Source organism: Aminobacter anthyllidis (assembly GCF_018555685.1).
In the GTDB taxonomy this organism is placed as follows: Bacteria; Pseudomonadota; Alphaproteobacteria; order Rhizobiales; family Rhizobiaceae; genus Aminobacter; species Aminobacter anthyllidis.
In genome coordinates, this window is record NZ_JAFLWW010000004.1 from 181,106 (window position 1) to 206,746 (window position 25,641).

The following is a 25,641-nucleotide window of genomic DNA, read 5'->3' on the forward strand; positions in this document are numbered from 1 at the left end:
CATCTTCCCTACCGGATGATTAAACGAGCCAGCTGCCAAACCGAGCGTGAATAGAACTTCTGGCTTTGAAGCTCCGGTTCGCTGTCATACGGATAGACGATGAACAGCGGACCCTTGTCGCTGACCTCCATGTACTGGCCGTCACGCTTGAGGGCTAGCAGCACGTTGTGGCGGGCAAAATCCTCTGTCGGGATCGTTGTCTTGTAGTCGTTGAGTGCAACGGCGACGGCTTCCTTTCCGTCGGCGCCAACAAGCTCCATGATCTTTTGAAGCTGGACGCCCTCGAATTTGACCATGCCGGTAAACCACGGCGTCGTCGTCTCGATCGAGGTGATGCCGAGCGCTTCGAGCATATCGCGGTCAAACGAAGCCACGCCATTGCCGTTTGTGACGCTGATCTTGCCTTCGATGATCAGGATTGGGGGGCCTTTGGGGGCTTGGAGTTTGCCGTCTTCAGCCTGAGCCGCAGACAGCGCGAAAAGTGCCAATGACGTTGCCATTGCCACTGCTCGTACGATGGAAGACAAAAGATGGTTCATTGCGCGTTCTCCCCGGCACCGTCAGTTTGCATTGGACGATGACAAAGGTCACTGAAAAACACATTAACGACGTTGAATATGCCACAATAATCAGCACGATATCGTGTATCTGCAAGTAGCAGACCGTATTGCCTGCTTCGATCGAATTGACCGACTCAGGAGCTGGTGGCAGATATCCAGCACTGCGTTGAACGCGACAAGGGTCAGGACAGGAAATGATCGAGACTTTCAAGGAGTTCACCTTCGAGGCCGCGCACCAGCTGCAGCCTTACTCGGGCCTCCACGGTCATTCGTTCCGGGTCAGCGTTCACCTAGTCGGCGAACCCGACCCCGTCTATGGCTGGCCCGCCAATCTCTATGAGCTGGAGCAGCAGATAGAGGTCGTCCGCAAGACCATCGACCACACCTATCTCAATGACATCGAGGGACTGGCGGTCCCTTCGCTTGAGAACGTCGCGCGCTGGATTTGGGATAAATTGGAATCGCAGTTCCCGCAACTTGATCGCGTGGAGGTTTGCCGGGGAGCACAAGGGCAAGCCGAGGGCACGGTGTACAGCGGGCGCGCGCTACACAAGGCCGGCGCCTGAACGGCAGCTCTCGACTTGCCCAGCTACACGTATCCGATCGATTGCAGATCCATGTGGGGTTTGGGCTGCGAGTTGAGCAGGCCCATCAGCCGATTCAGGCCGAGCGCGATCTGCGGCAGGGAGTGAGCTGCTCCCAGGCAGAGCCTGACCGCATGAGGGGCATGGTCGCGCTTGACCGCAAATGCGTCGGCGGTGATCACACGGACGCCCTCACGCAAGGCTGTCGCAGAGAAGGAATCCATTCGCCAGGGTTCCGGAAGCTGTAGCCAGAGATGATAGCACGACGTGGAAGCGTGCTCCGCATGCGGGCCGAGGATCCGGTGGGCCACTTCCTGGCGTTCGTGCGCCTGATTGCGGTGCCAGGCGATCAGCTTGTCGGCGTACCCGTTTGCCATCCAGCTGGTTACCACGGCCGCCATGAACGGTGGCGACATCCAGTTGCTCATGGTGACGATCTCTTGGATGGAGCGGCTCAGCTTGGCCGGTACCACCAGAAAGCCGATCCGCAGTCCAGGGGCCATGCTTTTGGAGGCGCTGGTGAGATAGACGGTTCGCTCTGGAATGATGGACGCAAAGGGCCGCGGCCTGTGCTCGGCCAGAAAGCCGTAGACGTCGTCTTCAATGATCCAGAGGCCGTACTCCTCGACGATCGCTGCAATCTCCCGCATCCGCTGTTCGGACATGGTGATCGTCGTCGGGTTCTGCAGGACGGGCATGCAATACAGGGCCTTCGGCCGCTTGGTCTCGCATAGTTCGCGAAGGGCTGCCGGGTCCAGGCCCTGGTCGTCCATTTGAACCGCTGCGAGATTGATGCCGAGTTGATGGGCAATGGCCCTTGCACCCGGATAGGTGAGTTGCTCCGTGGCAATGGCCTCGCCATGGCCAGCCAGCGCCATCATGCTAATCAGCAGACCGTGCTGCCCCCCATTGCAGATGATCACATTGTCCGGATGAGCCCGTATTCCGATGCCCTCCAGCCATTGTGCCGCGATGGCCCGGTGCGCGATCATCCCCGCGCTGGGCTGATAGGTGAGAAGCGCGTCAAGGGACCCTGACCGCGACAAATCCTTCAAGGTCGATCTGAGGATTTCGTCCGCTTCGCCAATGGCAGACAGGTTCAGCCCGAGGTCGATCACCTCCGGCTGGGGCTTCTCCGGCACCACCAGCCGGGTGATGTCGTCGCGATGGTTATCGAAGTCGTTGATGAACGTGCCGCGACCGACCTCGCCGACAACGAGGCCTCTTACCGCCGCCTCCGCATAGGCTCTCGCTATCGTTCCAACTGTCACGCCCAGTCGATAGGCGAGGTCGCGGTGTGGCGGCAGCTTCTCCCCGGGCTGCAGCTGGCCTTCGGCTATGCCGCGCTCCAGCGCATCACATATCGCCACGTAGATCGGCCCGGCGCCCTTTCTGATCTCCGGCTTCCAGTTCATGTGGCTCTCGCTACTTTGACACCATGTCAATGAAATAATTGACACCTTCTGGTCTCAGACTTACGCTCAAATAATAACAAAAACAAGGGAACACAACTGCGAAATCTGAGCATATTGAACCAATTGACACGGGTTCAATTGCAGATGAAGGACGAGTTTCACAATGGAGGACAAGATGATTTTGCGTCAGCAAAGACAAAGTGCCCTGCGCAGGGCGCTTATATTAGGTGCGGCTGCCGGAGCGTTGGCCTTTGGGACTTCGGCGTATGCCGAAGAAACTCTGAAGATCGGCGCGCTGGGTGTAATGAGCGGGCCGTTTGCCGGTTGGGGCGGCGTCATGTGCCAGACGTTCAAGTCTCGGGCTGGCATGTGGAATGACGATGGCGGCGTGGCAATCGGCGATAAGACCTACAAGGTCGAGGTCGTGTGCGTAGACGACAAGGGCGATCCTAAGGGCGCCCAGACTGGTGCCGAAAAGCTGGTGTCGGAAGGCGTTAAATACATCCAGGGGCCGAACACGGACTCCACGGCTGAAAGTGCGAAGACCGTCATGGAGGCGAACGGCACGATCAACATGCCCTACGCCTTCTCCAAGTCGCTCTACAAGGCGCCGGCCTCCCAGTCGATCCTCGGCATGGTTGCGTCCTACCAGGTTGGCCCGGTCATCTACAAATGGCTGATGGAAAACAAGGGCGTGAAGAAGATCGCGTTTGTTTCCGAAAACAATGCCGATCCGATCAAGCAGCGCGACGAGGGATCCGCCGGCGCAAAGGCGCTCGGCCTGGAGGTCGTCTCAGACCAGGAGACCTATGAGTCCGGTACGACGGATTTCTTTCCGATCCTGACCAAGGTGATCGGCACCGCGCCGGACCACATCGTCTTGTCGGGCGTTTCGCCTTCGGATGTCGGCCCTCTGATCAAGGCGGCGCGCGAACTGGGCTTCACCGGTACCATGAGCACCGAAACCGGGCAGGATCCGAAGGCCATCTATGAGGTGGCCGGCGATGCTTCGAACGGCTTCATCGCGGCCGGCGGCGCGAGCACCGAAGCCATCCGCAGTGACTTCATGGTCAAGTTCATCGAGCGCTACACCAAGGACTGGGGCGAGTGGAACGATGTCGCCGGCCTCTATGTCTACGGCCCGGAGATCATGATCCAGACGTTGCAGAGCGCAGGCCCGAAGGCTCTCGAAGATACCGAAGTATTCAAGGCTGCGCTAACCGGCTTCGTCGGCAAGAACCCGTTCCTCAAAGACGGCGGCGAACTGAAGTATGTCGGCCGAACTGACTATGGGCAGGCGCGCCAGGTTTCCGTGCCCATCGTCGTTCAGGCGGTTGAAAACGGTGAATACAAGCCGCTGTTCGTCGGAAAACTCCCAGACTGACGAACCCGGGCGGCGGTCTGCCCCCCATGGCCGCTGCCCGCATTTCTTCGCACGAGGTCCGCATGGCGCGGGCCCGGATGGGCGAAAATGCCGGTCCTCGCACAGGAGACTTCGCATGACGCAGGTTATGCTCAACGCGCTTGTCGTCGGAACGACCTACGCTCTGATCGCGCTCGGCATCACCATCATCTTCAGCATCATGAAGGTGGTGAATTTTGCCCATGGTCAGCTCTACATGATCGGCGGGTTCGTCGTTTACTACTTCAATGTCGTGTTCGGCCTGCCTTTCTGGTTTGGCCTCGTCATGTCCTTCCTCATAGTCGGCCTGCTCGGCGTGGCCATGGAACTGTTCCTGTTCCGGCCAGTGATGCTGCGCGTCAAACGCGAGGAGGTGACCATGCTGCTCGCCATGGGCACGGCTGTATTCCTCGAAAGCTTGGCGCTGCTTGTCTTTGGCGAGAAGCAGCGTGGGGTGCCGCCGATTGCTACCGGCATCGTCGAACTCTTCGGTGCCAGGCTGCCCACCGGACGCATCGTCGTTATCGTTGTCGCAGCGATGCTGATCGCCGCCTTGATGGCCTTCATCGGCTACACCAAGACCGGCCGGGCGCTCAGGGCCATGGCGCAGGACCGCGAAGCGACGGCCCTGCAGGGCGTCAATCTCAAATGGCTCTCCGCCATGGGCTTCGGCCTCGGCACCGGCCTTGCCGGCCTGTCCGGCGGCCTGCTCGTGGCGATCTTCGCCGTCCACACCGGCGCCGGCACGGCGATCTCGATCAAGGCCTTCCTGATGATCATGATCGGCGGCGCCGGCGTGCTCTCCGGCGCCATTCTCGGTGGCTTCGTCCTGGGTTTCCTCGAATCCGTCGGCTACGCGCTGCTGCCGGGCTCGCTGACCTTTCTCATCATCTTCCTGATCGTGATCTGCTTCCTGATCGTGAGGCCGAACGGGATCATGGGTAAGCCCTGGGGCTGAGACGACCATGCAAAAGACAATCTCCATGCCGAATGTGAACCTGCCCCAAAGCGTGCAGCGAAGCTCCGCGCTTAAGCCCATCGGGCTGGGGCTCTTGATCGCGGCGGCCTATTTCATCGCCATTCCGCTGGTCTTTGGTGCCAACGGCTACCTGCTCAACGTGTTCACCACCATGGCCGCCGTCAGCTTCATCAGCTTCGGCGTCTGGCTGACCTTCGCTATTGGCCGAATCAATCTTGCCCAGGCGGGATTTGCGCTGATCGGTGCCTATGTCACCGCCATCCTGGTGTCGCGTCTCGGCGTCTCGTTCTGGATCTGCCTGCCGCTCTCGGGAGCCGTCGCGGCCCTGCTCGGCGGACTGATCGGCTGGCCGGTGCTGCGCCTCAAGGGCGTCTACTTCGCGATGATTACCCTGTGTATCACCGAGGCCTGCCGGCTGACCGCCCTGAGCTTTCCGGCACTCACTAGGGGTGCGCAAGGCATTGTCGACCTGCCGCTTCCAGGCGAACTGTCGCTGTTCGGGCTGACCATCATTCCCGCCTTTGAAAAGGGCGCGCGGCTGCCGTTCTTCTATCTAGCCGGCACGCTGATGCTGCTCGGACTCGGGTTCATGTGGTTGCTCGATACCAGCCGAGTCGGTGCGGTGTTCCGCTCGCTCAGGCAAAACGAGGATCTCGCTTCCAGCCTGGGGATCAACGTCGCCAAGTACCGCGTCGTCGCCTTCATGGTGAGCTGCTTCTACGCGGGCGTTGGCGGCGCCTTTTTCGCCACGCTCCAGCAGAACGTCTACCCGACCACCTTCCAGGTCCTCGATAGCGTCTACTTCATGGTCTACTGCTTCGTCGGCGGCCTGGAATTCGTCATCGGTCCATTGGTCGGGGCGCTGGTGATGATGATCAGCTTCGAATTGCTGCACGAATTCCAGCGCTATCAGACTGTCATCTTCTCCGGGCTGATGATCCTGTGCATCCTGTTGATGCCGAACGGAATCCTGAGCGTCGTCAATCGCTCCGGCAAGCCGGAGGAGGCAACCAATGCTTGAAGTTCGCGGACTGACCAAGATCTTCGGTGGGTTGACGGCAGTGAAGGATCTGAACTTCACGCTAGATGCGGGAGAGATTCTTTCCATCATCGGCCCCAATGGCGCCGGCAAAAGCACCTGCTTCAAGCTGATCGCCTCCTTCCTCAACCCGACGACTGGCACCGTCCGTTTCAACGGCAAGGACATTACCGGCATCGGACCGCATGCGGTGGCTCGCCACGGCATAGTGCGGACGTTCCAGGAAAACACCAGTTTTCAGGACATGACCGTGCGCGAAGCGGTGCTGCTCGGTTACCAGAAGGATTGTAAGGCCTCGCTGGCCGGCATGATCTTCCGGTCGCCACGAGCCAGGAGAGACGAGCGCGAGGCCGGCGACTATGCCGATCACGTGCTCGACATGCTCGGTATGACAGGCCTGGCCAATACGGTTTCGGCGGCCTTGCCGCACGGCATGCTGCGCAATCTCGGCATCGCGGTGGCACTTGCGGCCAGACCCAAGCTCATCCTGCTCGATGAGCCGTTCGCCGGCCTAAACTCGGACGAGACCAAGCGCGGCGTCGAGCTGATCCGCAAGATCCGCGACGATGGCGTCACGCCCATCCTGGTCGAGCACGACATGACCGCGGTCATGTCGGTCAGCGAGCGCATTGTGGTTGTCAGTTTCGGCAGCAAGATCGCCGAGGGAACGCCGGCGGAGATCCAGCAGAACGAGAAGGTCATTGAAGCCTATCTCGGTGCCGAAGACACGGAGATCGGGCTATGAGCGCGCAATTCTCGATCCGGGACTTGGCTGTGTCCTATGGCAGGGTTCGCGCCGTGAAGGGCGTCTCCCTGACCGCCGGCGAGGGACAGATCATTTCCCTCATTGGCGCCAATGGCGCCGGCAAGTCTTCCATCCTTCGCGCTATCACGGGTCTGACCGCGCCTGAGAGCGGCGAGATCTGGTTCGACGGCGAGCGGATCGACGGCAAGGGACCCGACCAGATCGTGGCGCGCGGCGTGGCAATGGTTCCGGAAGGGCGGCGTATCTTCCCGTTCATGAGCGTACGTGACAACCTTTTGATGGGAGCGTATCGCCGCAAGGACAATGCCGGTGTCGCGTCGGATCTCGAAGGCATCCTGACGCGGTTCCCTCGCCTGCGTGAACGCATCAGGCAGCAGGCCGGCAGCCTGTCCGGCGGCGAACAGCAGATGGTGGCGATCGGCCGCGCGCTGATGTCCAAGCCGCGGCTTTTGCTGCTGGACGAGCCGTCGCTCGGCATCGCACCGATCATCGTGCGCGAGATTGCCCGTTTCATCACCAGCATCAACCGGGACAACGGCGTCAGTGTCATTCTTGTCGAACAGAACTCGCGCATGGCGCTCAAGCTCTCCAGCCACTCCTACGTGCTCGAGACAGGCAAGATCGCCTTGTCGGGGCCGTCGCACGAACTGGCCGAGAATGACGACGTTCGTCGTGCCTATCTCGGCGGCTAGGGGCAGGTCATGAAGATCGAGATCATCAATCCGACGACCACCGCGGCCTTTGCGAGGAAAAACCTGGCGGCCGCGCAAGGCGTCGCCTCGCCGGGTACCGAGATTCTGTCAGTGTCGGTCAAGAGCGGGCCACCGTCGATCGAAAGCCACTACGACGAGGCGCTCAGCACGATTGGCATCCTGGAAACGATCCGCGAGGGCGAGGCAGCTGGCGTCGACGGCTATGTCATCGCCTGCTTCGGCGACCCAGGCTATCTCGCCGCTCGCGAGATCGCGCGGGGGCCGGTGATAGGCATTGCCGAGGCGGCCTTCCATGTCGCCAGCATCGTGGCGACCCGCTTCTCGGTGGTCACCACGCTCGCCCGCAGCAAGATCATCTGCGAGCACCTGCTGCAGGTCCACGGCTTCGAGCACCAGTGCCGAAAGGTCAGGGCCTGCGGGCTCGAGGTTCTCAAACTCGAGGAGACCGGCATGGCGGCCTGCCGCGACATCGTCGAGGAATGCCGCCGCGCTGTCGCCGAAGACGATATCGGCGCCATCGTGCTCGGCTGCGCCGGCATGGCCGACCTGGCCGAGCATATCCAAGAGCAGATCGGCGTTCCGGTCATCGAAGGCGTCACCGCCGCAACCAAGCTGGTCGAAGGCATCGTTGCCCTGAGGCTCGGCACCAGCAAGTTCGGCGACCTTGCCTATCCGTTGCCCAAGCGGCTGAGCGGATCAGTCAAGCATCTTGAAATCGCACCGCGCGACTAGGCCGGCGTCAGTCTCCGTCCGGATCAGGTAGAAAGGATCGAACAATGTCTTACCCCCGCGATATGATCGGCTACGGCAATCGGCCGCCGATGGCCAACTGGCCGAACGGCGCCAAGCTTGCGCTGCAGTTCATCGTCGCCTTCGAGGAGGGTTCGGAAAACTGCGTCCTCCACGGCGATGCCCATTCGGAGAACTTCATCTCCGACATCATCGGCGCACCACAGCTCTTCGGCGTGCGCAACATGAACATGGAGTCACTCTACGAATATGGAACGCGCGTGGCGTTCTGGCGGGTGTTCGACGAGTTCAAGCAGCGCGGTATCAACACCACCGTGCTGGCGAACGGCCTGGCGCTGCAGCATTACCCTGAAGCCGGCAGGATCATGCACTCGCTTGGCCACGAGATTGCCAGCCATGGCTGGAAGTGGATCGACCACCAGTGGATGGGCGAAGACACCGAACGCGCCCAGATGAAGCTTGCCATAGACACCATCACGCGCGTGACCGGCGAACGACCAGTCGGCTGGTACACCGGCCGCTGCAGCCCCAACACGCTCAAACTGGTGGTCGAGGAGGGCGGCTTCCTCTACGATTCCGACACCTATGCCGATGACCTGCCCTATTGGGAGAACGTCAACGGCAAGCAGCACCTGCGCATTCCCTACACGCTCGAAGCCAATGACATGCGCTTTGTGGCGGCTGCGGGCTTCAACTCCGGCGACCAGTACTTCACCTATCTCAAGGATACATTTGACGTCCTCTACCGCGAGAGCGACAGGACCCCGCGGATGATGTCGACCGGGCTCCATCTGCGCATCGTCGGTCGTCCCGGGCGCTGGGCGGCCTTCCTGCGCTTCCTCGACTACGTCCAGAAGCACGAAGGAGTCTGGATCTGCCGGCGCGATGAAATCGCCCGCCACTGGCACAAGCATCATGCACCTGAGCGGCAGTAGAGGCGCAGCGGCCCGGGAACGCATCATGTCGAACTATCTCAGCGAGACCGACGCCGGGCAGCGCATCATGCGGCGCTGCAACGAGCTTGGCAGCATCAGCGTGCCGGGTGCTGGCGTGACGCGACTTTATCTTTCACAGCAACACCGCTCAGCCGCCGAAACCATTGCCGGATGGATGCGCGATGCCGGTATGGACGCGCGCATCGACGAGGCCGGCAACGTTGTCGGCCGCTACCATTCCGTGAGCGGCGGAGGCCCCTATCTCGTCACCGGCTCGCATATGGACAGCGTCGTCCATGCCGGCCGCTATGACGGCCCCCTCGGCGTGCTGACCTCGCTCGACTGCGTCGCCGTGCTCCATGGCCGTGGTCGCCGCCTGCCATTCGGCGTCGAAGTCGTCGCATTCGCCGACGAGGAGGGCACCCGGTTCAGGACGACGCTTGCCGGAAGCCGCGCGATCACCGGGCAGTTCGGCGACGACCTGCTGGACGCAACGGATGCCGACGGCCACAGCGTTCGCGAGGCAATGGTCGCGTTCGGGCTCGATCCCGGCGCCGTCGGCAATGCTGCCCACCGCCCCGACGAGGTGATCGGCTACGTCGAGCTGCATATCGAGCAGGGACCGGTACTGCAGGCGGCCAACCTGCCCGTCGGCGTGGTGACCGCGATCAGCGGACAGACGCGCGCGGTGATGCGGCTGAATGGAGCGGCCAATCATGCCGGCACGGTACCGATGGGCATGCGCAAGGATCCGCTTCTGGCCGCAAGCGAAATCGCGCTCGCGGTCGAGCGAATCGCCTCTGCCTATCCGGACACGGTCGGCACCGTCGGCTTCATCAAGGCGGAGCCCGGATTGATCAACGTCATTCCAGGCGAGGTCTCGCTGACGGTCGACTTGCGTTCGCAGGTCGACGGCATTCGACACGCCGCCTTCGACGAGCTTGGAATCGCTGCCGGAAACATCGCGGCGCGGCGCGGCGTGGAGATCAACATCGACACGATACTCGATCTCCATTCATGCCCGTGCGCACCCGATTTCGTCGACCGCATCGCGACCGCGGTCGAAGCAGCCGGGGTGCGGCCCCTGCGCCTGCCAAGCGGCGCCGGCCATGACGGCATGGCGATGAGCACGATGACCGGCATCGGCATGATCTTCGTCCGTTGCAAGGACGGCATCAGCCATTCGCCGGAAGAGTCGGTCACTGCCGAGGACGTCGCAACGGGAGCGGCCACGCTCCTGCATTTCATCGAGAATTTTCAGGGAAGACCCTAATGGAACCGAACCCCATCGCAAAAAGTCCCGGCCTCGGTTCGGAGCGCCTGCTGGATTACGTCGGGGCGCATCGCGACGACCAGGTGCGCATGCTGGCGGAACTCGTCAAGGTGCCGTCTGACAATCCGCCCGGGGACTGTGCGGCGCATGCCGATCGAGCTGCTCAGCTCTATGAAGCCTTGGGCTTCACGGTCGAGCGGCACAAGGTGCCCGACGCGCTGGTTGCGAGCGTCGGCATGATCAGTGCCACCAACCTGATCGTCCGGCACAGCTTTGGTCCCGGCCCGACCATCGCGCTCAACGCGCATGGCGACGTCGTGGCACCTGGCGAGGGCTGGACGGTCGATCCCTATGGCGCCGAGGTCAAGGATGGCTGGATGTATGGCCGAGGCGTCGCGACCTCGAAATCCGACTTCGTCACCTACGCCTATGCGCTGTTGGCGCTGCGCTCGCTGGGCGAGAAGCTGTCGGGCACGATCGAAATTCACTTAACCTACGACGAGGAGGTTGGTGGCGACATCGGGCCGCTCTACCTTCTGCAGCAAGGGCTGACCAAGCCGGATTACGCGATCTGCGCCGGCCTGTCCTACGGTGTGGTCACTGCCCATAATGGCTGCCTGCATCTCGACATCGATGTCCGCGGCAAGTCTGCCCACGCGGCACGGCCTGAAACCGGCATCGATGCGCTCGAGGCTGCAACCCACATCCTGAGCCGGCTCTATTCGCTGCGCTCAGGCTTTGCTGAGCAACGCTCTTCGGTCGAAGGCATCACCACGCCGTCGCTGGTCGTCGGGCTGATCTCTGGCGGCATCAACACCAATGTGGTTCCCGACAAGATCGTGATGCGCGTCGACCGCCGCATGATCCCGGAAGAGGACGGCCCGGCGGTGGCGCGCGACCTGATCGCCTTCATTGAGGCCACTGCGCGGGAGATGCCGGGCGTCGAATGCCATGTCCGCCAACTCATGCTGGCCAACCCGCTGAAGCCGCTCGAGGGACAGGCGCGCCTGGCTGGCGCCTTGCAGCGGCATGCTTCGGAACTCGTCGGCGAGACCGTGCCGACCCATGGCGTGCCGCTCTACACAGACGCGCGGCACTACAGCAACGCCGGCATTCCGACCGTGCTGTACGGCGCCGGTCCGCGGACGATGCTCGAGGCCAATGCGCACCGCGCCGATGAGAAGCTCAGGATCGATGACCTTGTCCTGGCGACCAATGTCGTGACGCTGGCCCTCTATGACATGCTCACCGGAAACGCCTGACGGTTGATGGGACAAGCCGCCTGAATATGGCTGACGGAGGCGGTCCGCCGATCGCCTTCTTGCCGGCTATGGCAGGGAACACGTGCGACTCCAGCTCATGGACACTCTCGGCCTGCGTAGTCGCGCCGCAGAGCCCGCGTTGCCTTTCCCGAGCGGTCAGGATATCTCTATGGGATTGGAAACAGTGGCGTTTCCCAAATCTCCCAAAACAGACTCCGCCCGGCTCGCGCCGATGACTGGGTATATTGTATTGACCGGCTCAATAGGTGGCTTATATCGCATGGCGAATGGTGACTGGCGGATTGGCGTCCTGTTTTCCAGCAGCGGGGTGACCGCTGCGGCCGAGACGGCCGAAGCGAACGCGACGCGCCTTGCGATCGAAGAGATCAATGCAGCGGGCGGTGTGCGCGGGCGACAGATAAACGCCGTCTTCTACGATCCGGAATGTTCGGCCAAGAAGTACCAGGAACTTGCTGTTCGCCTTCTCGCCGAGGATGGCATCAAGATCATTTTCGGATGCTACATGTCGTCGGCCCGAAAAGCCGTCCTGCCTGAAATCGAAGCCTATCGCGGCATGCTGTTTTACCCGACCTTCTACGAGGGGTTCGAGTATTCGACGCGTTGCTTTTATACCGGTTCGTCGTCGAACCAGAACGCAGTCCAGCTTGCGCGCTATTTGATCGAGAACTACGGCACACGTTTCCTGCTGGTCGGCTCGAACTACGTGTTTCCCTACGAGTACAACCGCGTCGTCATGGATTTGGTGACCAGGGCCAAGGGGACCATTCTCGACGAGATTTATGTGCCGGTCGAAGCGGTGCGCAAGGATTTCAACCGTGTCATCAAGCAGATCGGCAAGCTGAAGCCGGACATCGTGGTGTCGACCGTTGTCGGCACTGGCGCGGTCATGCTCTACGAGGCCTACAAGGAGGCCGGCTTCGACGTCGAGACGATGCCAATAGCCAGCCTGACGACGACCGAAGCCGAAGTTGCCGAGATGGCGCCTGATATCGCGGCGGGGCACCTGACGTCCGCGTCGTTCTTCGAAACGCTCGACACACCGCAGGCGCGGCGGTTCGTTTCGGCCTACAAGCAACGGTTTGGCGCCGATGCGCCAGTCACGGCGGGCGCCGAGGCTGCCTATTTTCAGGTCCATCTCTACGCCAAGGCCCTGGAACTGGCTGGCACGGACGAGCCGGAAGCGCTGGCCAAGCATCTCGCCGGGCTGGAGTTCGAAGCGCCGCAAGGGCGGATACGCATTGACCCCGACAACCACCATACGGAACTGTGGTCGCGCATCGGGCGAGTCAACGCGGAGGGCAAATTTGACGTTATCTGGCAGTCCGAGACGAGGATCAGGCCGGATCCTTATTTCGTCACTGCGTCATTCGATGATTGGATGAGCAAGCCCCATCAACTGAAACGCAAAGCATAGCGGGTCGTTTTCGGTGCCAACCAGTATTCTCCACGATCTGAAGGGCTTGCGCGTCCAAGTCATCCATCCGCCGGATCAGGCGGGGCTGGCCTTGGTCGAGCATCTCAGGCGCATCGGCTGCAGCTGCGAGACGACCTGGCCTTTGCCCGACGCAATAAGCCCCTCCGCGGTGGTGGTGCTCGTTTCAATCGAGCAGGAGAACCGCGACAAGATCCTGAGCCTGTTTCGGCCCGTGCAGCCGTCCGATCCCGCCTTGGTGGCGGTGGTGACCTATGAGGATCCGAGCACGCTGCAGGTGGTGCTGGAGTGCGGGGCGCTGGCGGTTATCGAGCGGCCGATCCGCCCGTTCGGCCTGCTGACCAATTTGACCATCGCGCGCGCGCTCTGGCTCGAGCGGCAGAATGCCAGCAAGCGTATCCGCAAGCTGGAGCGGAAGCTGGCCGGTAACAACCGCATCCTGCGTGCGAAGAATATTCTGATGGAAACGCAAGGCCTTAGCGAGCAGGATGCGTATGAGAACATTCGCCGGCAAGCGATGGCGAAACGCGTTCCGATGGACGATCTGGCGAGCGCGATCATCAACGCGCATGAGCTCTTGACGTACAAGGATATGCGTGACTAGTATGAAACATAATTGACGCCGGGTGAAGCTTGGCGTCGATACGGTGTGAGACAATGTGGTCTGCACCGAGTGGCTATGTAGCCCGCAAACTCCTTATCGGAGTTGGCGGGCTTTTTTGTTTTTCGGCTTCCGACAAGGCCGTTGGCAGCCGTTGGTTCGATCTGCAGCACTTCTTGACGCTCGTTGGTCAGCGCATGCGAACGCGTGCGCGACATCGCCTTTGCTCGGCGGCGGCTCGCCTCGATTTCGGTCGGGTCTGTCGCTTCCTGCCTGGAGATTATTGCGATTGTAGAAGAACAAATGAGTAATTCATCGAAATAGTGAATTGCATTATTGCTCGCCATTTGTGATAGCGAGGGGTTCTATTTAAACACTTGTTTTGAGGAGGGAAAAATATACTAAAAACTGTTGCTTATTATAATTTTCTAATACAGCCTGTAGTTGGTCGCGAATGGGGCGGCTTCACAAAAAATCAAACGCACAACGATGCGAACAGGAGGACCAATGAAGAACCATGATAGGCGTACCTTTCTGAAAGTGTCGGGCCTCGCGGCTGTAGGATTGGCCGCTCCGGCGATCCTGCGTCTCGGCGACAAGGCCTGGGCAGCCGACGAGATTCCCGTCGGCATCATGTATTCGCTGACCGGGACCACGGCGATCGTCGAGAAATCGATGAACCAGTGCGCCCAGATGGCAATTGACGAAATCAACGCCAAGGGCGGTGTCCTTGGCCGCAAGCTGCGCGCGATCATCGAGGATCCGGCGTCCGAACCGCGCATCTACAGTGAAAAGGCGCGCAAGCTCACGATCGAGGACCAGGTTCCCGTGATCTTCGGCTGCTATACCACCGCAAGCCGTAAGGCGGTCCTGCCGGTCGTCGAACGGCGCAAGGGCTTGCTGGTCTGGCCGACCTGGTATGAAGGCGAGGAGTGCTCCAAGAACGTGCTCTATGCTGGCTCCGCTGTGCCCAATCAGCAGTTGGAAAATTCGCTTCCGTGGCTGCAGAAGAGCCTTGGCAAGAACAAGGTCTTTATCGTCGGCTCCGACTATGCCTTCCCACGCGGCATGGCCAAGACGTCGAAGACGATCTGCGAAAAGATCGGCATGCAGGTCGTCGGTGACGAGTACCTGCCGCTCGGCCACACCGAATGGGCGTCGATGGTCTCCAAGATCGGCTCCAGCGGCGCCGATGTGATCTTCTCCAACGTCGTCGGCGACTCGATCGTCGCCTTCTACAGGGAGCTGCGCAACCAGGGTTACGACTTTGACAAGCTGCCCTTGTGTTCGTCGACAACGACGGAAGTCGAAATCAAGGCGATGGGTCCCGAATATGCGCTCGGCAGCTACGTCTCGCTGCCCTATTTCCAGACGGTCGACACGCCTCAGAACAAGGTGTTCGTCGAGGCCTTCAAGGCCTATGCAGGCGCCGATGCCGTTACCCACGCCGCGATGGAGGCGGTCTATGTCGGTGTCAACATGTGGGCGATGGCCGCGGAAAAGGCAGGCGACCTTGCGCCGGAAGCGATCGTGGCAAGTGCCGGAGGGCTGTCCTTCGACGCACCGCAGGGCAAGGTCACCATCGACCCCGACAACCTGCACAGCTACCTGACGCCGCGCATCGGCAAGACCCGCGCCGACGGCCTGCTCGATATCGTCGACCAGTATGCCGAACCGCTAGTGCCGCTGCCGTACTCAAGCGTCGGCGAGACGGCGGAGAAGCGGGTCTGCACGACGAGCGGCGCAACGCTCTAGTCACGGACTGCCAGCTGTGCCGGCGCGGATCCTGCGCCGGCACGCCCCCGACCAACGCGGATGGAAGCGGCATGGAAACTTTTGTCATCGGCCTGAGCATCGCATCGATATTGTTCATGGTCGCCCTCGGCCTGGCGATCATCTACGGCACCATGAACGTCATCAATCTCGCCCATGGCGAGATGGTGATGATCGGCGCCTACACCACGGTGCTGGCAACCAAGCATCTCGGCTTCAACATCTATCTCTGCCTGCCGCTGGCGTTCCTGGTGACGGCGACATTCGGGCTGATCATCGAGCGCACCGTCGTGCGTAGGCTCTATGGCCGGCTGCTCGACACCTTGCTGGCGACGTGGGGCATCGCGCTCATCCTGCAGCAGCTCATCCGGATTCACTTCGGGCTCGGGCTGTTCGGTGTCGAGATCGACGGGCTTGGCTCGGATCTGCAGAACGTCCCAGTCCCCGCCGAATTGCAGCAGGCCTTTCAACTCTTCGGCGCCAACATTCCCGTCTATCGGGCCTTCGTATTCGTCGCCGCACTGGCACTGGGCGCCATCACCTGGCTCCTGATGTTCAGGACGCGTTTCGGCAGCCAATTGCGCGCCGTTTCGGTCGCCCGGAACACAGCCGCTGCCTGCGGTATCAACGACAAGCGCGTCAACATGCTGGCCTTCGCCTATGGCTCCGGCCTCGCCGGCATCGCTGGCGTTCTGGTGTCGGGGTTCAAGACCGTTTCGCCTGACATGGGCACGCCCTATGTCGTCGACGCCTTCCTCGTTGTCGTCGCCGGCGGCGTCGGCCATCTGCTCGGCACCTTCGCCTCGGCAGGCATTCTCGGCGAAGTACAGAGCTTCGTCGCCACCTGGGCAAATGACGTCTACGGACGAACTGTCCTGTTTGCCGTCGTGATCTTCATTCTCCTCTTCAAGCCTCAGGGTCTCTTCGTCACGAAGAGCCGCTGAGCTTGGCTGCAACATGGACGAGCGCATGACATACCGCACCGCTTCCATCATCGCCTACATCGTCTTCTTCGCCGTTGTGCTGGCGCTTCCGCTGGTGCTCAACAGCTTCTGGACCAACCGCGTCGCGATCTACCTGGTCTATTCGATCTGCGCGATCGGCATCAGCATGTCGTGGGGCTATGCCGGCATACTGAGCCTCGGCCAGGGCCTGTTCTTCGGCATGGGCGCCTACATGCTGGCGATGTCGCTGACCCTCGCCGTGCCGGACAACAACCCGGTACCGCAGCTGATGCTGCTCAACATGGAGCCGGATGCGGTTCGCGATCTCTGCTGCGTCACGACAGGCTCCTTCCTATGGATCCCGTTCCGGTCGGTTGCCGTCGGCATGATCGCGGGGATCGTCGTGCCTTGCATCCTGGCCGCCGGCATCGGCTACGTTATGTTCAAGCGGCGTACGACAGGCGTCTATGTCAGCATCATCACGCTGGCCTTCGCGTTGATCGGTCAGTTGCTCATCATCAACAACCAGCCGCTGACCGGCGGCTTCAACGGCTTGGCTGATCTGGCGCTGCTGGAGATCGGCGGCTTTGAGTTCGACCCCTACGGACCGAGCGCCTATTATGCTGTCGCGTTCACGCTGATCGTGGTGATCCTGCTCGCCCGCTACATGCTGGCCGGACGCATCGGCCAAGTGCTCAAGGCCATTCGCGAAGACGAGGCGCGCGCCCGCTACCTCGGCTACGACGTCGAGAACTACAAGCTCTTCATCTTCTGCGTGTCTGCCGGCGTCGCGGGCCTGGCTGGAATGCTGTTCACGCTTACCTCGGAGTTCGCCACGCCGTCGCTGATGGCGACGTCGCTCAGCATCTCGATGGTGATCTGGGCCGCGACCGGCGGTCGCGCATCCCTGCTCGGCGCCTGCATCGGCGCGCTGATCGTCAATTTCGTCGGCTCGCTTGCCAGCGAAAGCGCGACCTTCCAGCCGGTGTGGCCGATCATCCTTGGGCTGCTGTTCGTCGTCGTCGTGCTGTTCATGCCGAACGGGATTGCTGGGATTTTCAAAGCCTTCATCGAACGCTCCGGCAAGGCCGAGCGCTTCGCTAAGGCAGAGCTTTCGGCAAGGGAGGCGTGAACGATGAATGCCGTCCATAAGACATCACACGTGGCAGCCGCTTCGGCGGCGCCCATCTTGCGGACTCGGAACCTGACGGTTCGCTTTGACGAATTTCCCGCCGTGCGCGACGTCGACCTGTCGATCGCCGATGGCGAACTCAGGGTGATCATCGGCGCCAATGGCGCCGGCAAGTCGACCTTGCTGGATCTGCTGTGTGGCAAGACCTTGCCCTCCGAGGGTGAGATCTGGCTGCATGACCGCAACATCACCGGCATCGGCGAGGCGGCCATCGCCCGCAGTGGTGTGGGTCGCAAGTTCCAGACGCCGACGGTGTTCAAGGACATGACGGTGCTTGAAAATCTCCAGGTGGCGAGCAGTCGCCGGGTCCGCGTGTTCCAGAACCTCTTCGAGCGGGTGAAGTCAGGGCCGAGCGACAAGGAGATCGCGGTTGCCGAGCGGACCGGCTTGCTTGGCTCGATGAAGCGCAAGGCATCGGAGCTGTCGCACGGCCAGCTGCAGTGGCTCGAACTGGCGATGGTACTGAGCCAGGACCCCAAGATTATCCTGCTCGACGAACCCGCCGCCGGCATGACGGCGGCTGAAACCGACAAGACGGCCGAGCTGCTGCTTGATCTCGCTGGCGGCCATACGGTGCTGGTGATCGAACACGACATGGCCTTCGTCCGCCGCATCTGCCGGACCATCACGGTGATGCACCAGGGGGCTGTACTTGCCGAGGGAACTGCGGAGGAGATCGAATGCAATCCCGCAGTGATCGAGGCCTATCTTGGATCGGCGACGCTCAGCCATGCTTAAGTTCAAAGACCTCAATGTGTTCTACGGAACCAGCCATATCATCCACGATCTCAACCTTGAAATCCGCAAGGGCGAGGTCTTCTGCATCATGGGCCGTAACGGCGTTGGCAAGACGACGCTGTTGCGCAGCTTGCTCGGCATCGGCGTGCAGACCAAAGGCGGCATCGAGCTCGACGGAGCAGAGATCAGCCGCGATCTTACCTATCAGCGGGCGCGGCGCGGCATCGGCTACGTCCCGCAGGGGCGCGAGATCGTGCCCGGGCTCAGCGTGCTCGACAACATCTTGCTTGGCTGCAACGCGCGGGCGGATGGACAGACGTCGGTGCCGCCACTGGTCTGGACGCTGTTTCCTTTCCTGAAGGACCATCTCAACCGGCGCGGCACCAACCTCTCGGGTGGCCAGCAGCAGCAGCTGGCGATTGCCCGTGCGCTCGCCACCGATCCGAGCATTCTTGTTCTTGACGAACCAACAGAGGGCATCCAGCCAAACATCGTCGAGCACATCGAACAGGCGATCGTGTCGCTCAATCGGGATTATGGTTTGACCATCATTCTCGTCGAGCAGAAGATACGCTTTGCGCGCACCGCTGCGCATCGGTTTGCCATCCTTGAAAAAGGTCAGATCGCGGCGGCCGGTCAAACCGCCGATCTCAGCAATGAACTGATCCACAAGCACATGAGCTTGTAGTGCTGCCGCGTACTTATGCCTGCCGGACACCGACTACGCCCACCATGGGTTCAGCGCAGAAAGGTTACTGAGATGCTCCGAGTTGAAACTGTGCTTGGCAGCCGAAACGATCCGGCCTTGCATGAGGCGATCCACCATCTCGAGCATCACCATGCCGTGGAGTTCGTGACTGTGGCCGTCGGCGATCTCGACCGGCGGCGGCTGATGGCGCGAACCGACAAGGGCGAGGAGGTGGCAATCACTTTGCCACGCGACCAGAAGCTTCATGACGGTGCAGTGCTTGTGCTCGACCATCATCGCGCGGTGATCGTGCGCGCTGGGGAGCAGCGCTGGCTGAGGTTCACCCCGCGTTCGGCCAGCGATGCGCTGGAACTAGGCTACCACGCCGGCAATCTTCACTGGCGTGTCCGCTTCGACGGCGACGACCTCCTCGTTGCTCAGGATGGGCCTGCTTCGGCTTATGCCGCGCGCGTCGATCCGCTTATCTCAAGCGGCCGCGTCGAGATGAGCGAGGTCGCCGAATGAACCAGCCATCGATACAATTGCTCGTCGCTCTCCAGCACGCCGACGGGCAGTTCCCGTCAGGAGGATTTGCCTTCTCGCAAGGGCTCGAGGCGTCGTCATCGCTAGCCGGCAAGCTGGGCGTGTTCGAATTCGCTGGCTTCGTCGACACCCAGATTCGCCATCGCTGGGCCAATGCGGACCGTGTCGCGCTGGTGCGGGCTTTTCGACTTGCCGGCGACCTCGACGCGCTTGCCGAGCTGGACCGCGAGGTCGAAGCCTCGACCTTCGTGGAGGGACTGCGGTCGGGCTCGCGCCGCAACGGTGCTGCTCTTCTGACCACCCACGGACGCTTGGGGACGAAGGGGGCAGCGGCCTATCGCGCGATGGTTCGCGATGGCCGGGCCAGCGGTCATCTTGCTGTCGTGCAGGGTCTTGCGTGGCAGGCAATCGGCCTCGACGAGGCGACGGCTGTTGCGATCGGCGGCTACCAGATGGTCGCCTCGCTGGGGACAGCCGCGGTGCGGCTCGGCTTGATTGGCGCCATCGACGCGCAGGCTTCGATCGCCCGGGCGCTGCCCGAGGTCGAAGCGGCGGCTTGCAGGCCTGTCGCCGACGATGAAGCGTTGCGTTCGTTCGCGCCCCTTTGTGAGATCGCGGTCGCGATGCACGGCGCTTCGGGCCAGCGCCTGTTTTCCAATTGATGAGGAGCGCACGCCATGCTGCTGACCCCAACCGAACTTGAACGCCTGACGATCTACACGGCGGCCGAACTTGCGCGCAAACGCCGGGCCAAAGGCCTGTTGCTCAACTATCCTGAAGCCGTTGCCATCATCTCCGACGAGATTCTCGAGGGCGCCAGGGAAGGGCGCTCGGTTGCGGACATGATGTCGTTCGGTTCCGCCATCCTGACCCAGGCCGAGGTCATGCCCGGCGTGGCGGCAATGCTGCCAATGCTGCAGATCGAGGCGACGTTCCGCGACGGCACCAAGCTGGTCACCGTGCATGAGCCGCTACGGCCGGCAGCCGGTGCCGCGGCCGACGATCTCGAGCCCGGCGCAATCATCACCGAAGACGGCGACATCGAGCTGAACGCCGGGCGCCGCAAGCTCACGCTGAAGGTCGTCAATACCGGCGACCGACCGGTGCAGATCGGCAGCCACTACCATTTCTTCGAGGTCAACAAGGCGCTCGACTTCGACCGCGCGGCTGCCTTCGGCATGCGCCTCGACATTGCCGCGGGCACCGCCGTGCGCTTCGAGCCGGGACAGGAGAAGGATGTTCCGCTCACCACCTTCGGCGGGCAGCAACAGCTCTCCGGCCTCAACGGGCTATCGAATGGCTCAGCCGACGATGCGGCGGTGAAGGCCGCTGCGCTTGAAAACGCCCGCGCCCGCGGCTTCCGCGGCGCCTGAGGGGAGGAACGATCATGGCAATCCTTTCACGCCGCGACTATGCGGCAATGTATGGCCCAACCACCGGTGACGGTTTTCGTCTCGGCGACACCTCGCTGGTTGCCGTCGTCGAAAAGGACTTCGCGGTGTATGGCGACGAGTGCCTGCATGGCGGCGGCAAGACCTTGCGCGACGGAGCCGGCCTTGCCGCTGGCGTCACCAGTGCTGAAGGCGCGCTCGACTTCCTGTTGTGCAACGTCACCGTGATCGATGCCGTCGTCGGCATCGTCAAGGGCGATCTCGGCATCCGCGATGGCAAGATCGTTGGCATAGGCAAGGCCGGCAATCCGGCCATCATGGACGGTGTAGATCCACGCCTGATCGTGTCGGCGGCAACCACGGTGCGCGACTGCGAGGGCCTGATTGCCACTGCGGGTGCGCTCGACGTGCATGTGCATTTCGACAGCGCGCAACTGTGCGATCATGCCATTGCCTCGGGCATCACCACGATGCTCGGCGGTTCGCTCGGACCGATCACCGTGGGCATCGATTGCGGCGGTCCGTTCAATGTCGGCAAGATGCTGCAGGCAGCCGAAGAGTGGCCGATCAATTTCGGCTTCCTCGGCCGCGGCAATTCGCACAAGCCGGCCTCGCTTGTCGAGCAGATCGAAACCGGTTGCCTTGGCCTCAAGCTGCATGAGGACTGGGGTACGATGCCGGCCTCAATCGACACCTGCCTGACGGTTGCCGATCAGCTCGACTTCCCGGTCCAGATCCACACCGACACGCTGAACGAATCCGGCTTCCTCGAGGATACGCTCGCCGCTATCAACGGCCGCACCATCCACATGTACCACACCGAAGGTGCCGGCGGCGGCCATGCGCCCGACATCATCAGCGTTGCCGGCGTGCCGTGGTGCCTGCCGTCTTCGACCAACCCGACCAACCCCTACACCGTCAATACCTTCGACGAACACCTCGACATGACGATGGTGTGCCATCACCTCAATCCGGCGATTCCGGAAGATGTCGCCTTCGCCGAAAGCCGCATCCGCGCCCAGACCATCGCGGCAGAAGATATCCTGCACGACATTGGCGCCATCTCGATGCTTGGCTCCGACAGCCAGGGCATGGGCCGCATCAACGAGGTGATCTGCCGCACCTGGCAGCTCGCCGACAAGATGAAGAAGCAGCGCGGCCGCCTGCCCGAGGAGGCGACGCGCTTTGGCGACAACGAACGCATCAAGCGCTACGTCGCCAAATACACCATCAATGCGGCCCGCACTTTCGGCATCGCCGAACATGTTGGCTCGCTCGAGGATGGCAAGATGGCCGACATCGTGATCTGGCGGCCAGCGTTCTTCGGCATCAAGCCGGAGCTGGTGATCAAGGGGGGCTTCATTGCCTGGGGCGTAATGGGCGACAGTGCCGCCTCGCTGATGACCTGCGAGCCACTTTTGCTGCGCCCGCAATGGGGTGCTTTCGGCCGCGCCAAGCAGGCGCTTTCGGCGTGCTTCGTCAATCCGCTGGCCATCGACCGGGGCCTTGCCGCGACGCTCGACCTCAAGAAGGCCCTGCTGCCGTCGCGCGGCAATCGTGCCCTGTCGAAGAAGGACATGCTGCACAACGATGCCTGCCCCAACATCCGCGTCGATCCGCAGACTTTCGACGTCTTTGTCGACGGCGAACTGGCAACCTGCGAGCCGGCGCACGAACTGCCGCTGACCCAACGCTACATGCTGAGGTGACACCATGGACACCAGGACGTCTTCCCTTTCACAGTTGCCCTCGCGTGTGGGTGCTGCCCGCATCGGCATTGGCGGCCCCGTCGGCTCCGGCAAGACAGCGCTGATCGAACGGTTGATCCCGGCTTTTGCGGCACGCGGCGTGTCGCTGGCGATCGTCACAAACGATCTGGTAACGGCCGAGGACGCCGAGCGCATCCGCCGCTCGGGCCTGATCGACCCGGCGCGTGTCGCCGCCGTTGAAGCAGGTGCCTGTCCGCACACGGTGATACGCGAGGACCCAACGCTCAACATCGCCGCCGCCGATGACCTGGAAGCCCTGTTTCCGGATGTCGAGCTGATCCTGATCGAGAGTGGTGGCGACAACTTGGCCTCGACCTTCTCACTCGACCTTGTCGACTGGTGGATGTTCGTGATCGACGTCGCCGGCGGCGACGACATTCCGCGCAAGAACGGCCCCGGCGTCCTCAAATGCGATCTGCTGGTCGTCAACAAGACCGATCTCGCCCCTTATGTCGGCGTCGATCTCGCGGCGATGGCAGCGCAAGCCGCGACCGCGCGGGCTGGCAGGCCGATGGCGCTCACCAATTGCCGCAGCAATGACGGGGTAGACGCGATTGCCGACCGCATTGTCTCGGACGTGTTGTTCAGATGACGAGCCACTGGCCCCAACCGCGTACCGCTCCAACCCTGCAGCCAACTCGGCCCGGCGCGCGCAGCGGCCGCTTCGAGCTTGTGCTGTCCCGCCACGGCGCACGCACGCATATCGGCCGCCAGTACGTTTCCTACCCGTTCCACATGACGCGGCCGTTTGCGCTCGATGCCGCCATCCCGTCGCTGCTCACGGTCTATCAGCAGTCTTCGTCGGGCGGGCTGTATCGCGACGACAGGCTTTCGAGTTGTTTCGATGTCGGTGCGGGTGCCGCCGGCCACGTCACCACACAGGCCGCGACAGTGGTGCACGACTGCCATGGTCAGCCGGCGCACCAGAGGACAGAGATCATCCTGGCGGATGGTGCGTTCCTGGCGCTGACGCCCGATCAGTTGGTGCTATTTCCCGGTGCCGCCTGTTCGAGCCTCACTCAGGCCAGGCTCGCGCCTGGCGCCGTTCTGCTGTTATCCGACGCCTTCGCTTGGCACGACCCCGAAGGCCGCGGCCGCCCTTTCGAGCGACTGGAGGCGAGAGTCGACATTCTCGACGCCGACGGCCGGCTGCTCGTGCGCGACAATCTCGAAATCGTCGGAGCGGACCTCGCCGGGACAGCATCGCCCGTCGGCGGCTGGAAGGTCGTGTCCAACTTCATGCTTGTCGGCGCACCCGACCGGCTTCCCACAGCCGACGAACTTGCCGCCCTTAGCCGGCCGGAACGCCAGGTCACAGGCATCACCGTGCTCCCCAACGGAGCTGGCTGGGGCGTACGCTGCCTGGCGGCTGACGCCATTGCGGCACGCGGCATCGCCGAAAGCCTGTTTATGCTCGCCGTCGCGGCGGCCTTCGGGCAGCAACCCGTGCCGCGGCGCAAATGAGTACGTCTTCGTGTCAGACCCATTGTCGATGAAAGGAAGCAGATCATGAATACCAGGTTTTTTGCAAGGACAGCGGCACTGACCGCCTTCGCACTGGCGCCAAGCCTTGCCAGTGCCCATACCGGTCTCGGGCATGTCGATGGCTTCGCCCACGGCTTTACCCATCCGCTGGGCGGGCTCGACCATGTGCTCGCCATGGTGATGGTTGGCCTGTTCGCGTCCCAGCTTGGTGGGCGGGCGCGCTGGCTGGTGCCGGCAAGTTTTGTATCGGTGATGGTGCTTGGCGGCATGCTTGGCCTTGCCGGCATTGCCATTCCCTTCGTCGAACTCGGTATCGGACTTTCCATCGTCGTCCTTGGCGGTGTTGTTGCATTCAACCTTCAAGCTGGAGTAGCGGCCGCCATGGCGCTGGTCGGCTTCTTTGCCGTCTTTCATGGCTATGCCCATGGTGCGGAGATGCCGGAGAGTGCCAGTGGTCTGGCCTATGGTTTGGGCTTTGTGCTGGCGACTGCAGCGCTGCACGCGGCCGGTCTTGGCTGTGGCTTGCTGCTCGATGGAAAAGAAAGCGCGAAAGGGGCGCTCTTCGTTCGTTCGCTCGGCGCGGTGGCAGCCATTGCCGGCGTCGGAGTGGTGAGCGGCCTCGTCTGAGAGGCCGTCTGCTACGGCGCGAGCCTGGCGGCACGCAATGCTCAACGGAGGTGCCACGATGAATGCTTCAATCCCCCTACACCAAGCTCGGCCCGTTGGCTTCCCTGAAAAGGGCGGGGCTGGGCTTGGCCGGAAAGCCAGTGCGGTTCCGCTGCAACAGGACCCGCACGCCGTTCGTGTGCCGGGGGAGAACGAGCTGCAGGCCGCGATAGGCCGGGAGGTACGGGCCTGTCGCAAGCGTCACGGCATGACGGCAACCGAGCTTGCCTGTGCCGCCAACATCTCGGTCGGCATGATGTCGAAGATCGAAAACGGTGTCATCTCGGCGTCGCTGACCACGCTGCAAGCCTTGTCACAGGCGTTGGGCGTGCCGATGACCGCGCTGCTCAGAAGCTTCGAGGAGGAGCGCAGCGCGGTGTTCGTCCGGGCTGGAACCGGGGTCGAGGTGGAACGGCGCGGCACACGCGCCGGTCATCATTACAATCTGCTCGGCTACATCGGCTCCGCATCCAGCGCAGTGTCCGTCGAGCCTTACCTCATCACGCTTGCCAGTCACACCGACACATTCCCGCTGTTCCAGCACGCGGGAATGGAGTTCCTTTATCTGCTTGAAGGCGAGATCACCTATCGCCACGGCTCGACGCTCTATCACATGGCCCCAGGTGACAGCCTCTTCTTCGAAGCCGACACGCCGCATGGCCCCGAGCAGCTGTCAAAGCTGCCGGTCCGGTTCCTGTCGATCATCTCCTATCCGCTGGC

At 62.1% G+C, this 25,641-nt stretch carries 26 protein-coding genes and 1 pseudogene; 25 read left to right on the forward strand and 2 right to left on the reverse strand.

Annotation, left to right across the window (positions count from 1 at the left end; all coding sequences use genetic code 11):
* Positions 1-8: 8 nt before the first annotated feature.
* Positions 9-539 carry a putative pterin-binding protein gene (locus J1C56_RS14710; RefSeq protein WP_214390643.1) on the reverse strand — a complete coding sequence of 177 codons (531 nt, stop codon included), beginning with the start codon at positions 537-539 and terminating at the stop codon, positions 9-11.
* A gap of 215 nt (positions 540-754) precedes the next feature.
* Between J1C56_RS14710 and J1C56_RS14715 the strand changes: the two genes are divergently transcribed.
* Positions 755-1,126 carry a 6-pyruvoyl trahydropterin synthase family protein gene (locus tag J1C56_RS14715; protein ID WP_246591389.1) on the forward strand — a complete coding sequence of 124 codons (372 nt, stop codon included), beginning with the start codon at positions 755-757 and terminating at the stop codon, positions 1,124-1,126.
* Positions 1,127-1,149: 23 nt separating this feature from the next.
* Here J1C56_RS14715 and ehuR read toward each other — a convergent pair whose 3' ends face one another.
* Complete coding sequence (gene ehuR, locus J1C56_RS14720; protein ID WP_214390645.1) at positions 1,150-2,559, reverse strand: MocR-like ectoine utilization transcription factor EhuR; 1,410 nt, start codon at positions 2,557-2,559, stop codon at positions 1,150-1,152.
* A gap of 175 nt (positions 2,560-2,734) precedes the next feature.
* On the opposite strand from ehuR, the gene J1C56_RS14725 reads away from it, so the two are divergent.
* From J1C56_RS14725 to J1C56_RS14840, 24 genes and pseudogenes are all read left to right on the forward strand, one after another.
* Positions 2,735-3,943: an ABC transporter substrate-binding protein gene (locus J1C56_RS14725; protein ID WP_214390647.1), complete on the forward strand. Its 1,209-nt coding sequence runs from the start codon at positions 2,735-2,737 to the stop codon at positions 3,941-3,943.
* Positions 3,944-4,058: 115 nt separating this feature from the next.
* Complete coding sequence (locus tag J1C56_RS14730; RefSeq protein ID WP_214390649.1) at positions 4,059-4,919, forward strand: branched-chain amino acid ABC transporter permease; 861 nt, start codon at positions 4,059-4,061, stop codon at positions 4,917-4,919.
* A gap of 7 nt (positions 4,920-4,926) precedes the next feature.
* Positions 4,927-5,961 carry a branched-chain amino acid ABC transporter permease gene (locus tag J1C56_RS14735; RefSeq protein WP_214390651.1) on the forward strand — a complete coding sequence of 345 codons (1,035 nt, stop codon included), beginning with the start codon at positions 4,927-4,929 and terminating at the stop codon, positions 5,959-5,961.
* Positions 5,954-6,724, forward strand: a complete 771-nt coding sequence (locus tag J1C56_RS14740; protein ID WP_214390653.1) for an ABC transporter ATP-binding protein — start codon at positions 5,954-5,956, stop codon at positions 6,722-6,724. The genes J1C56_RS14735 and J1C56_RS14740 overlap by 8 nt, the downstream gene beginning before the upstream one ends.
* The gene (locus tag J1C56_RS14745) at positions 6,721-7,437 is read left to right on the forward strand and encodes an ABC transporter ATP-binding protein (RefSeq protein WP_214390655.1); all 717 of its coding nucleotides are present in this window, start codon (positions 6,721-6,723) and stop codon (positions 7,435-7,437) included. The genes J1C56_RS14740 and J1C56_RS14745 overlap by 4 nt, the downstream gene beginning before the upstream one ends.
* Before the next feature lie 9 nt (positions 7,438-7,446).
* Entirely contained in the window at positions 7,447-8,190 is a 744-nt protein-coding gene (locus J1C56_RS14750; RefSeq protein ID WP_214390658.1) for an aspartate/glutamate racemase family protein, read from the forward strand.
* 44 nt (positions 8,191-8,234) lie between these two features.
* Entirely contained in the window at positions 8,235-9,143 is a 909-nt protein-coding gene (gene puuE, locus J1C56_RS14755) for an allantoinase PuuE (protein WP_246591391.1), read from the forward strand.
* A gap of 25 nt (positions 9,144-9,168) precedes the next feature.
* Entirely contained in the window at positions 9,169-10,416 is a 1,248-nt protein-coding gene (locus tag J1C56_RS14760) for an allantoate amidohydrolase (RefSeq protein ID WP_214390660.1), read from the forward strand.
* Complete coding sequence (locus J1C56_RS14765; protein WP_214390662.1) at positions 10,416-11,678, forward strand: ArgE/DapE family deacylase; 1,263 nt, start codon at positions 10,416-10,418, stop codon at positions 11,676-11,678. The genes J1C56_RS14760 and J1C56_RS14765 overlap by 1 nt, the downstream gene beginning before the upstream one ends.
* 280 nt (positions 11,679-11,958) lie before the next feature.
* Complete coding sequence (locus J1C56_RS14770) at positions 11,959-13,113, forward strand: transporter substrate-binding domain-containing protein (protein ID WP_214390670.1); 1,155 nt, start codon at positions 11,959-11,961, stop codon at positions 13,111-13,113.
* 13 nt (positions 13,114-13,126) lie between these two features.
* Positions 13,127-13,735 (forward strand): ANTAR domain-containing response regulator, encoded by a 609-nt coding sequence (locus J1C56_RS14775; protein ID WP_214390672.1) that lies wholly within the window; start codon positions 13,127-13,129, stop codon positions 13,733-13,735.
* Positions 13,736-14,239: 504 nt separating this feature from the next.
* Positions 14,240-15,487: a transporter substrate-binding domain-containing protein gene (locus J1C56_RS14780; RefSeq protein WP_214390674.1), complete on the forward strand. Its 1,248-nt coding sequence runs from the start codon at positions 14,240-14,242 to the stop codon at positions 15,485-15,487.
* A 71-nt stretch (positions 15,488-15,558) separates the two neighbouring features.
* The gene (gene urtB / locus J1C56_RS14785) at positions 15,559-16,449 is read left to right on the forward strand and encodes an urea ABC transporter permease subunit UrtB (protein ID WP_214390683.1); all 891 of its coding nucleotides are present in this window, start codon (positions 15,559-15,561) and stop codon (positions 16,447-16,449) included.
* Between the two features lie 25 nt (positions 16,450-16,474).
* Positions 16,475-17,581, forward strand: coding sequence for an urea ABC transporter permease subunit UrtC (gene urtC / locus J1C56_RS14790; protein WP_214390685.1), 1,107 nt, complete (start codon positions 16,475-16,477; stop codon positions 17,579-17,581).
* A 3-nt stretch (positions 17,582-17,584) separates the two neighbouring features.
* Positions 17,585-18,379, forward strand: coding sequence for an urea ABC transporter ATP-binding protein UrtD (gene urtD / locus J1C56_RS14795; RefSeq protein WP_214390687.1), 795 nt, complete (start codon positions 17,585-17,587; stop codon positions 18,377-18,379).
* Complete coding sequence (gene urtE, locus J1C56_RS14800) at positions 18,372-19,067, forward strand: urea ABC transporter ATP-binding subunit UrtE (RefSeq protein ID WP_214390689.1); 696 nt, start codon at positions 18,372-18,374, stop codon at positions 19,065-19,067. The genes urtD and urtE overlap by 8 nt, the downstream gene beginning before the upstream one ends.
* Before the next feature lie 72 nt (positions 19,068-19,139).
* Positions 19,140-19,592, forward strand: coding sequence for an urease accessory protein UreE (ureE, locus tag J1C56_RS14805; RefSeq protein ID WP_214390691.1), 453 nt, complete (start codon positions 19,140-19,142; stop codon positions 19,590-19,592).
* Positions 19,589-20,272, forward strand: a complete 684-nt coding sequence (locus J1C56_RS14810; protein WP_184773556.1) for an urease accessory protein UreF — start codon at positions 19,589-19,591, stop codon at positions 20,270-20,272. Before ureE ends, J1C56_RS14810 begins: the two co-directional genes overlap by 4 nt.
* Before the next feature lie 15 nt (positions 20,273-20,287).
* Positions 20,288-20,983 (forward strand): urease subunit beta, encoded by a 696-nt coding sequence (locus J1C56_RS14815; RefSeq protein ID WP_184773554.1) that lies wholly within the window; start codon positions 20,288-20,290, stop codon positions 20,981-20,983.
* Positions 20,984-20,997: 14 nt separating this feature from the next.
* Positions 20,998-22,710, forward strand: a complete 1,713-nt coding sequence (gene ureC / locus J1C56_RS14820; RefSeq protein ID WP_214390693.1) for an urease subunit alpha — start codon at positions 20,998-21,000, stop codon at positions 22,708-22,710.
* Between the two features lie 4 nt (positions 22,711-22,714).
* A complete protein-coding gene (gene ureG, locus J1C56_RS14825; protein ID WP_214390695.1) occupies positions 22,715-23,362 on the forward strand; it encodes an urease accessory protein UreG in 648 nt (215 codons plus the stop codon).
* A complete protein-coding gene (locus J1C56_RS14830) occupies positions 23,359-24,234 on the forward strand; it encodes an urease accessory protein UreD (protein ID WP_214390697.1) in 876 nt (291 codons plus the stop codon). Before ureG ends, J1C56_RS14830 begins: the two co-directional genes overlap by 4 nt.
* Positions 24,235-24,279: 45 nt before the next feature.
* Positions 24,280-24,882: a HupE/UreJ family protein gene (locus J1C56_RS14835; protein WP_214390699.1), complete on the forward strand. Its 603-nt coding sequence runs from the start codon at positions 24,280-24,282 to the stop codon at positions 24,880-24,882.
* 58 nt (positions 24,883-24,940) lie between these two features.
* Positions 24,941-25,636 (forward strand): annotated as a pseudogene (locus J1C56_RS14840) (helix-turn-helix domain-containing protein); the annotation flags it as partial.
* Positions 25,637-25,641 lie beyond the last annotated feature (5 nt).

Coding starts and splice junctions, on each gene's coding strand:
- J1C56_RS14710 (WP_214390643.1), bottom strand. CDS start 539: ATGAACCATCTTTTGTCTTCCATCGTACGAGCAGTGGCAATGGCAACG.
- J1C56_RS14715 (WP_246591389.1), top strand. CDS start 755: ATGATCGAGACTTTCAAGGAGTTCACCTTCGAGGCCGCGCACCAGCTG.
- ehuR (WP_214390645.1), bottom strand. CDS start 2,559: ATGAACTGGAAGCCGGAGATCAGAAAGGGCGCCGGGCCGATCTACGTG.
- J1C56_RS14725 (WP_214390647.1), top strand. CDS start 2,735: ATGATTTTGCGTCAGCAAAGACAAAGTGCCCTGCGCAGGGCGCTTATA.
- J1C56_RS14730 (WP_214390649.1), top strand. CDS start 4,059: ATGACGCAGGTTATGCTCAACGCGCTTGTCGTCGGAACGACCTACGCT.
- J1C56_RS14735 (WP_214390651.1), top strand. CDS start 4,927: ATGCAAAAGACAATCTCCATGCCGAATGTGAACCTGCCCCAAAGCGTG.
- J1C56_RS14740 (WP_214390653.1), top strand. CDS start 5,954: ATGCTTGAAGTTCGCGGACTGACCAAGATCTTCGGTGGGTTGACGGCA.
- J1C56_RS14745 (WP_214390655.1), top strand. CDS start 6,721: ATGAGCGCGCAATTCTCGATCCGGGACTTGGCTGTGTCCTATGGCAGG.
- J1C56_RS14750 (WP_214390658.1), top strand. CDS start 7,447: ATGAAGATCGAGATCATCAATCCGACGACCACCGCGGCCTTTGCGAGG.
- puuE (WP_246591391.1), top strand. CDS start 8,235: ATGTCTTACCCCCGCGATATGATCGGCTACGGCAATCGGCCGCCGATG.
- J1C56_RS14760 (WP_214390660.1), top strand. CDS start 9,169: ATGTCGAACTATCTCAGCGAGACCGACGCCGGGCAGCGCATCATGCGG.
- J1C56_RS14765 (WP_214390662.1), top strand. CDS start 10,416: ATGGAACCGAACCCCATCGCAAAAAGTCCCGGCCTCGGTTCGGAGCGC.
- J1C56_RS14770 (WP_214390670.1), top strand. CDS start 11,959: ATGGCGAATGGTGACTGGCGGATTGGCGTCCTGTTTTCCAGCAGCGGG.
- J1C56_RS14780 (WP_214390674.1), top strand. CDS start 14,240: ATGAAGAACCATGATAGGCGTACCTTTCTGAAAGTGTCGGGCCTCGCG.
- urtB (WP_214390683.1), top strand. CDS start 15,559: ATGGAAACTTTTGTCATCGGCCTGAGCATCGCATCGATATTGTTCATG.
- urtC (WP_214390685.1), top strand. CDS start 16,475: ATGACATACCGCACCGCTTCCATCATCGCCTACATCGTCTTCTTCGCC.
- urtD (WP_214390687.1), top strand. CDS start 17,585: ATGAATGCCGTCCATAAGACATCACACGTGGCAGCCGCTTCGGCGGCG.
- urtE (WP_214390689.1), top strand. CDS start 18,372: ATGCTTAAGTTCAAAGACCTCAATGTGTTCTACGGAACCAGCCATATC.
- ureE (WP_214390691.1), top strand. CDS start 19,140: ATGCTCCGAGTTGAAACTGTGCTTGGCAGCCGAAACGATCCGGCCTTG.
- J1C56_RS14810 (WP_184773556.1), top strand. CDS start 19,589: ATGAACCAGCCATCGATACAATTGCTCGTCGCTCTCCAGCACGCCGAC.
- J1C56_RS14815 (WP_184773554.1), top strand. CDS start 20,288: ATGCTGCTGACCCCAACCGAACTTGAACGCCTGACGATCTACACGGCG.
- ureC (WP_214390693.1), top strand. CDS start 20,998: ATGGCAATCCTTTCACGCCGCGACTATGCGGCAATGTATGGCCCAACC.
- ureG (WP_214390695.1), top strand. CDS start 22,715: ATGGACACCAGGACGTCTTCCCTTTCACAGTTGCCCTCGCGTGTGGGT.
- J1C56_RS14830 (WP_214390697.1), top strand. CDS start 23,359: ATGACGAGCCACTGGCCCCAACCGCGTACCGCTCCAACCCTGCAGCCA.
- J1C56_RS14835 (WP_214390699.1), top strand. CDS start 24,280: ATGAATACCAGGTTTTTTGCAAGGACAGCGGCACTGACCGCCTTCGCA.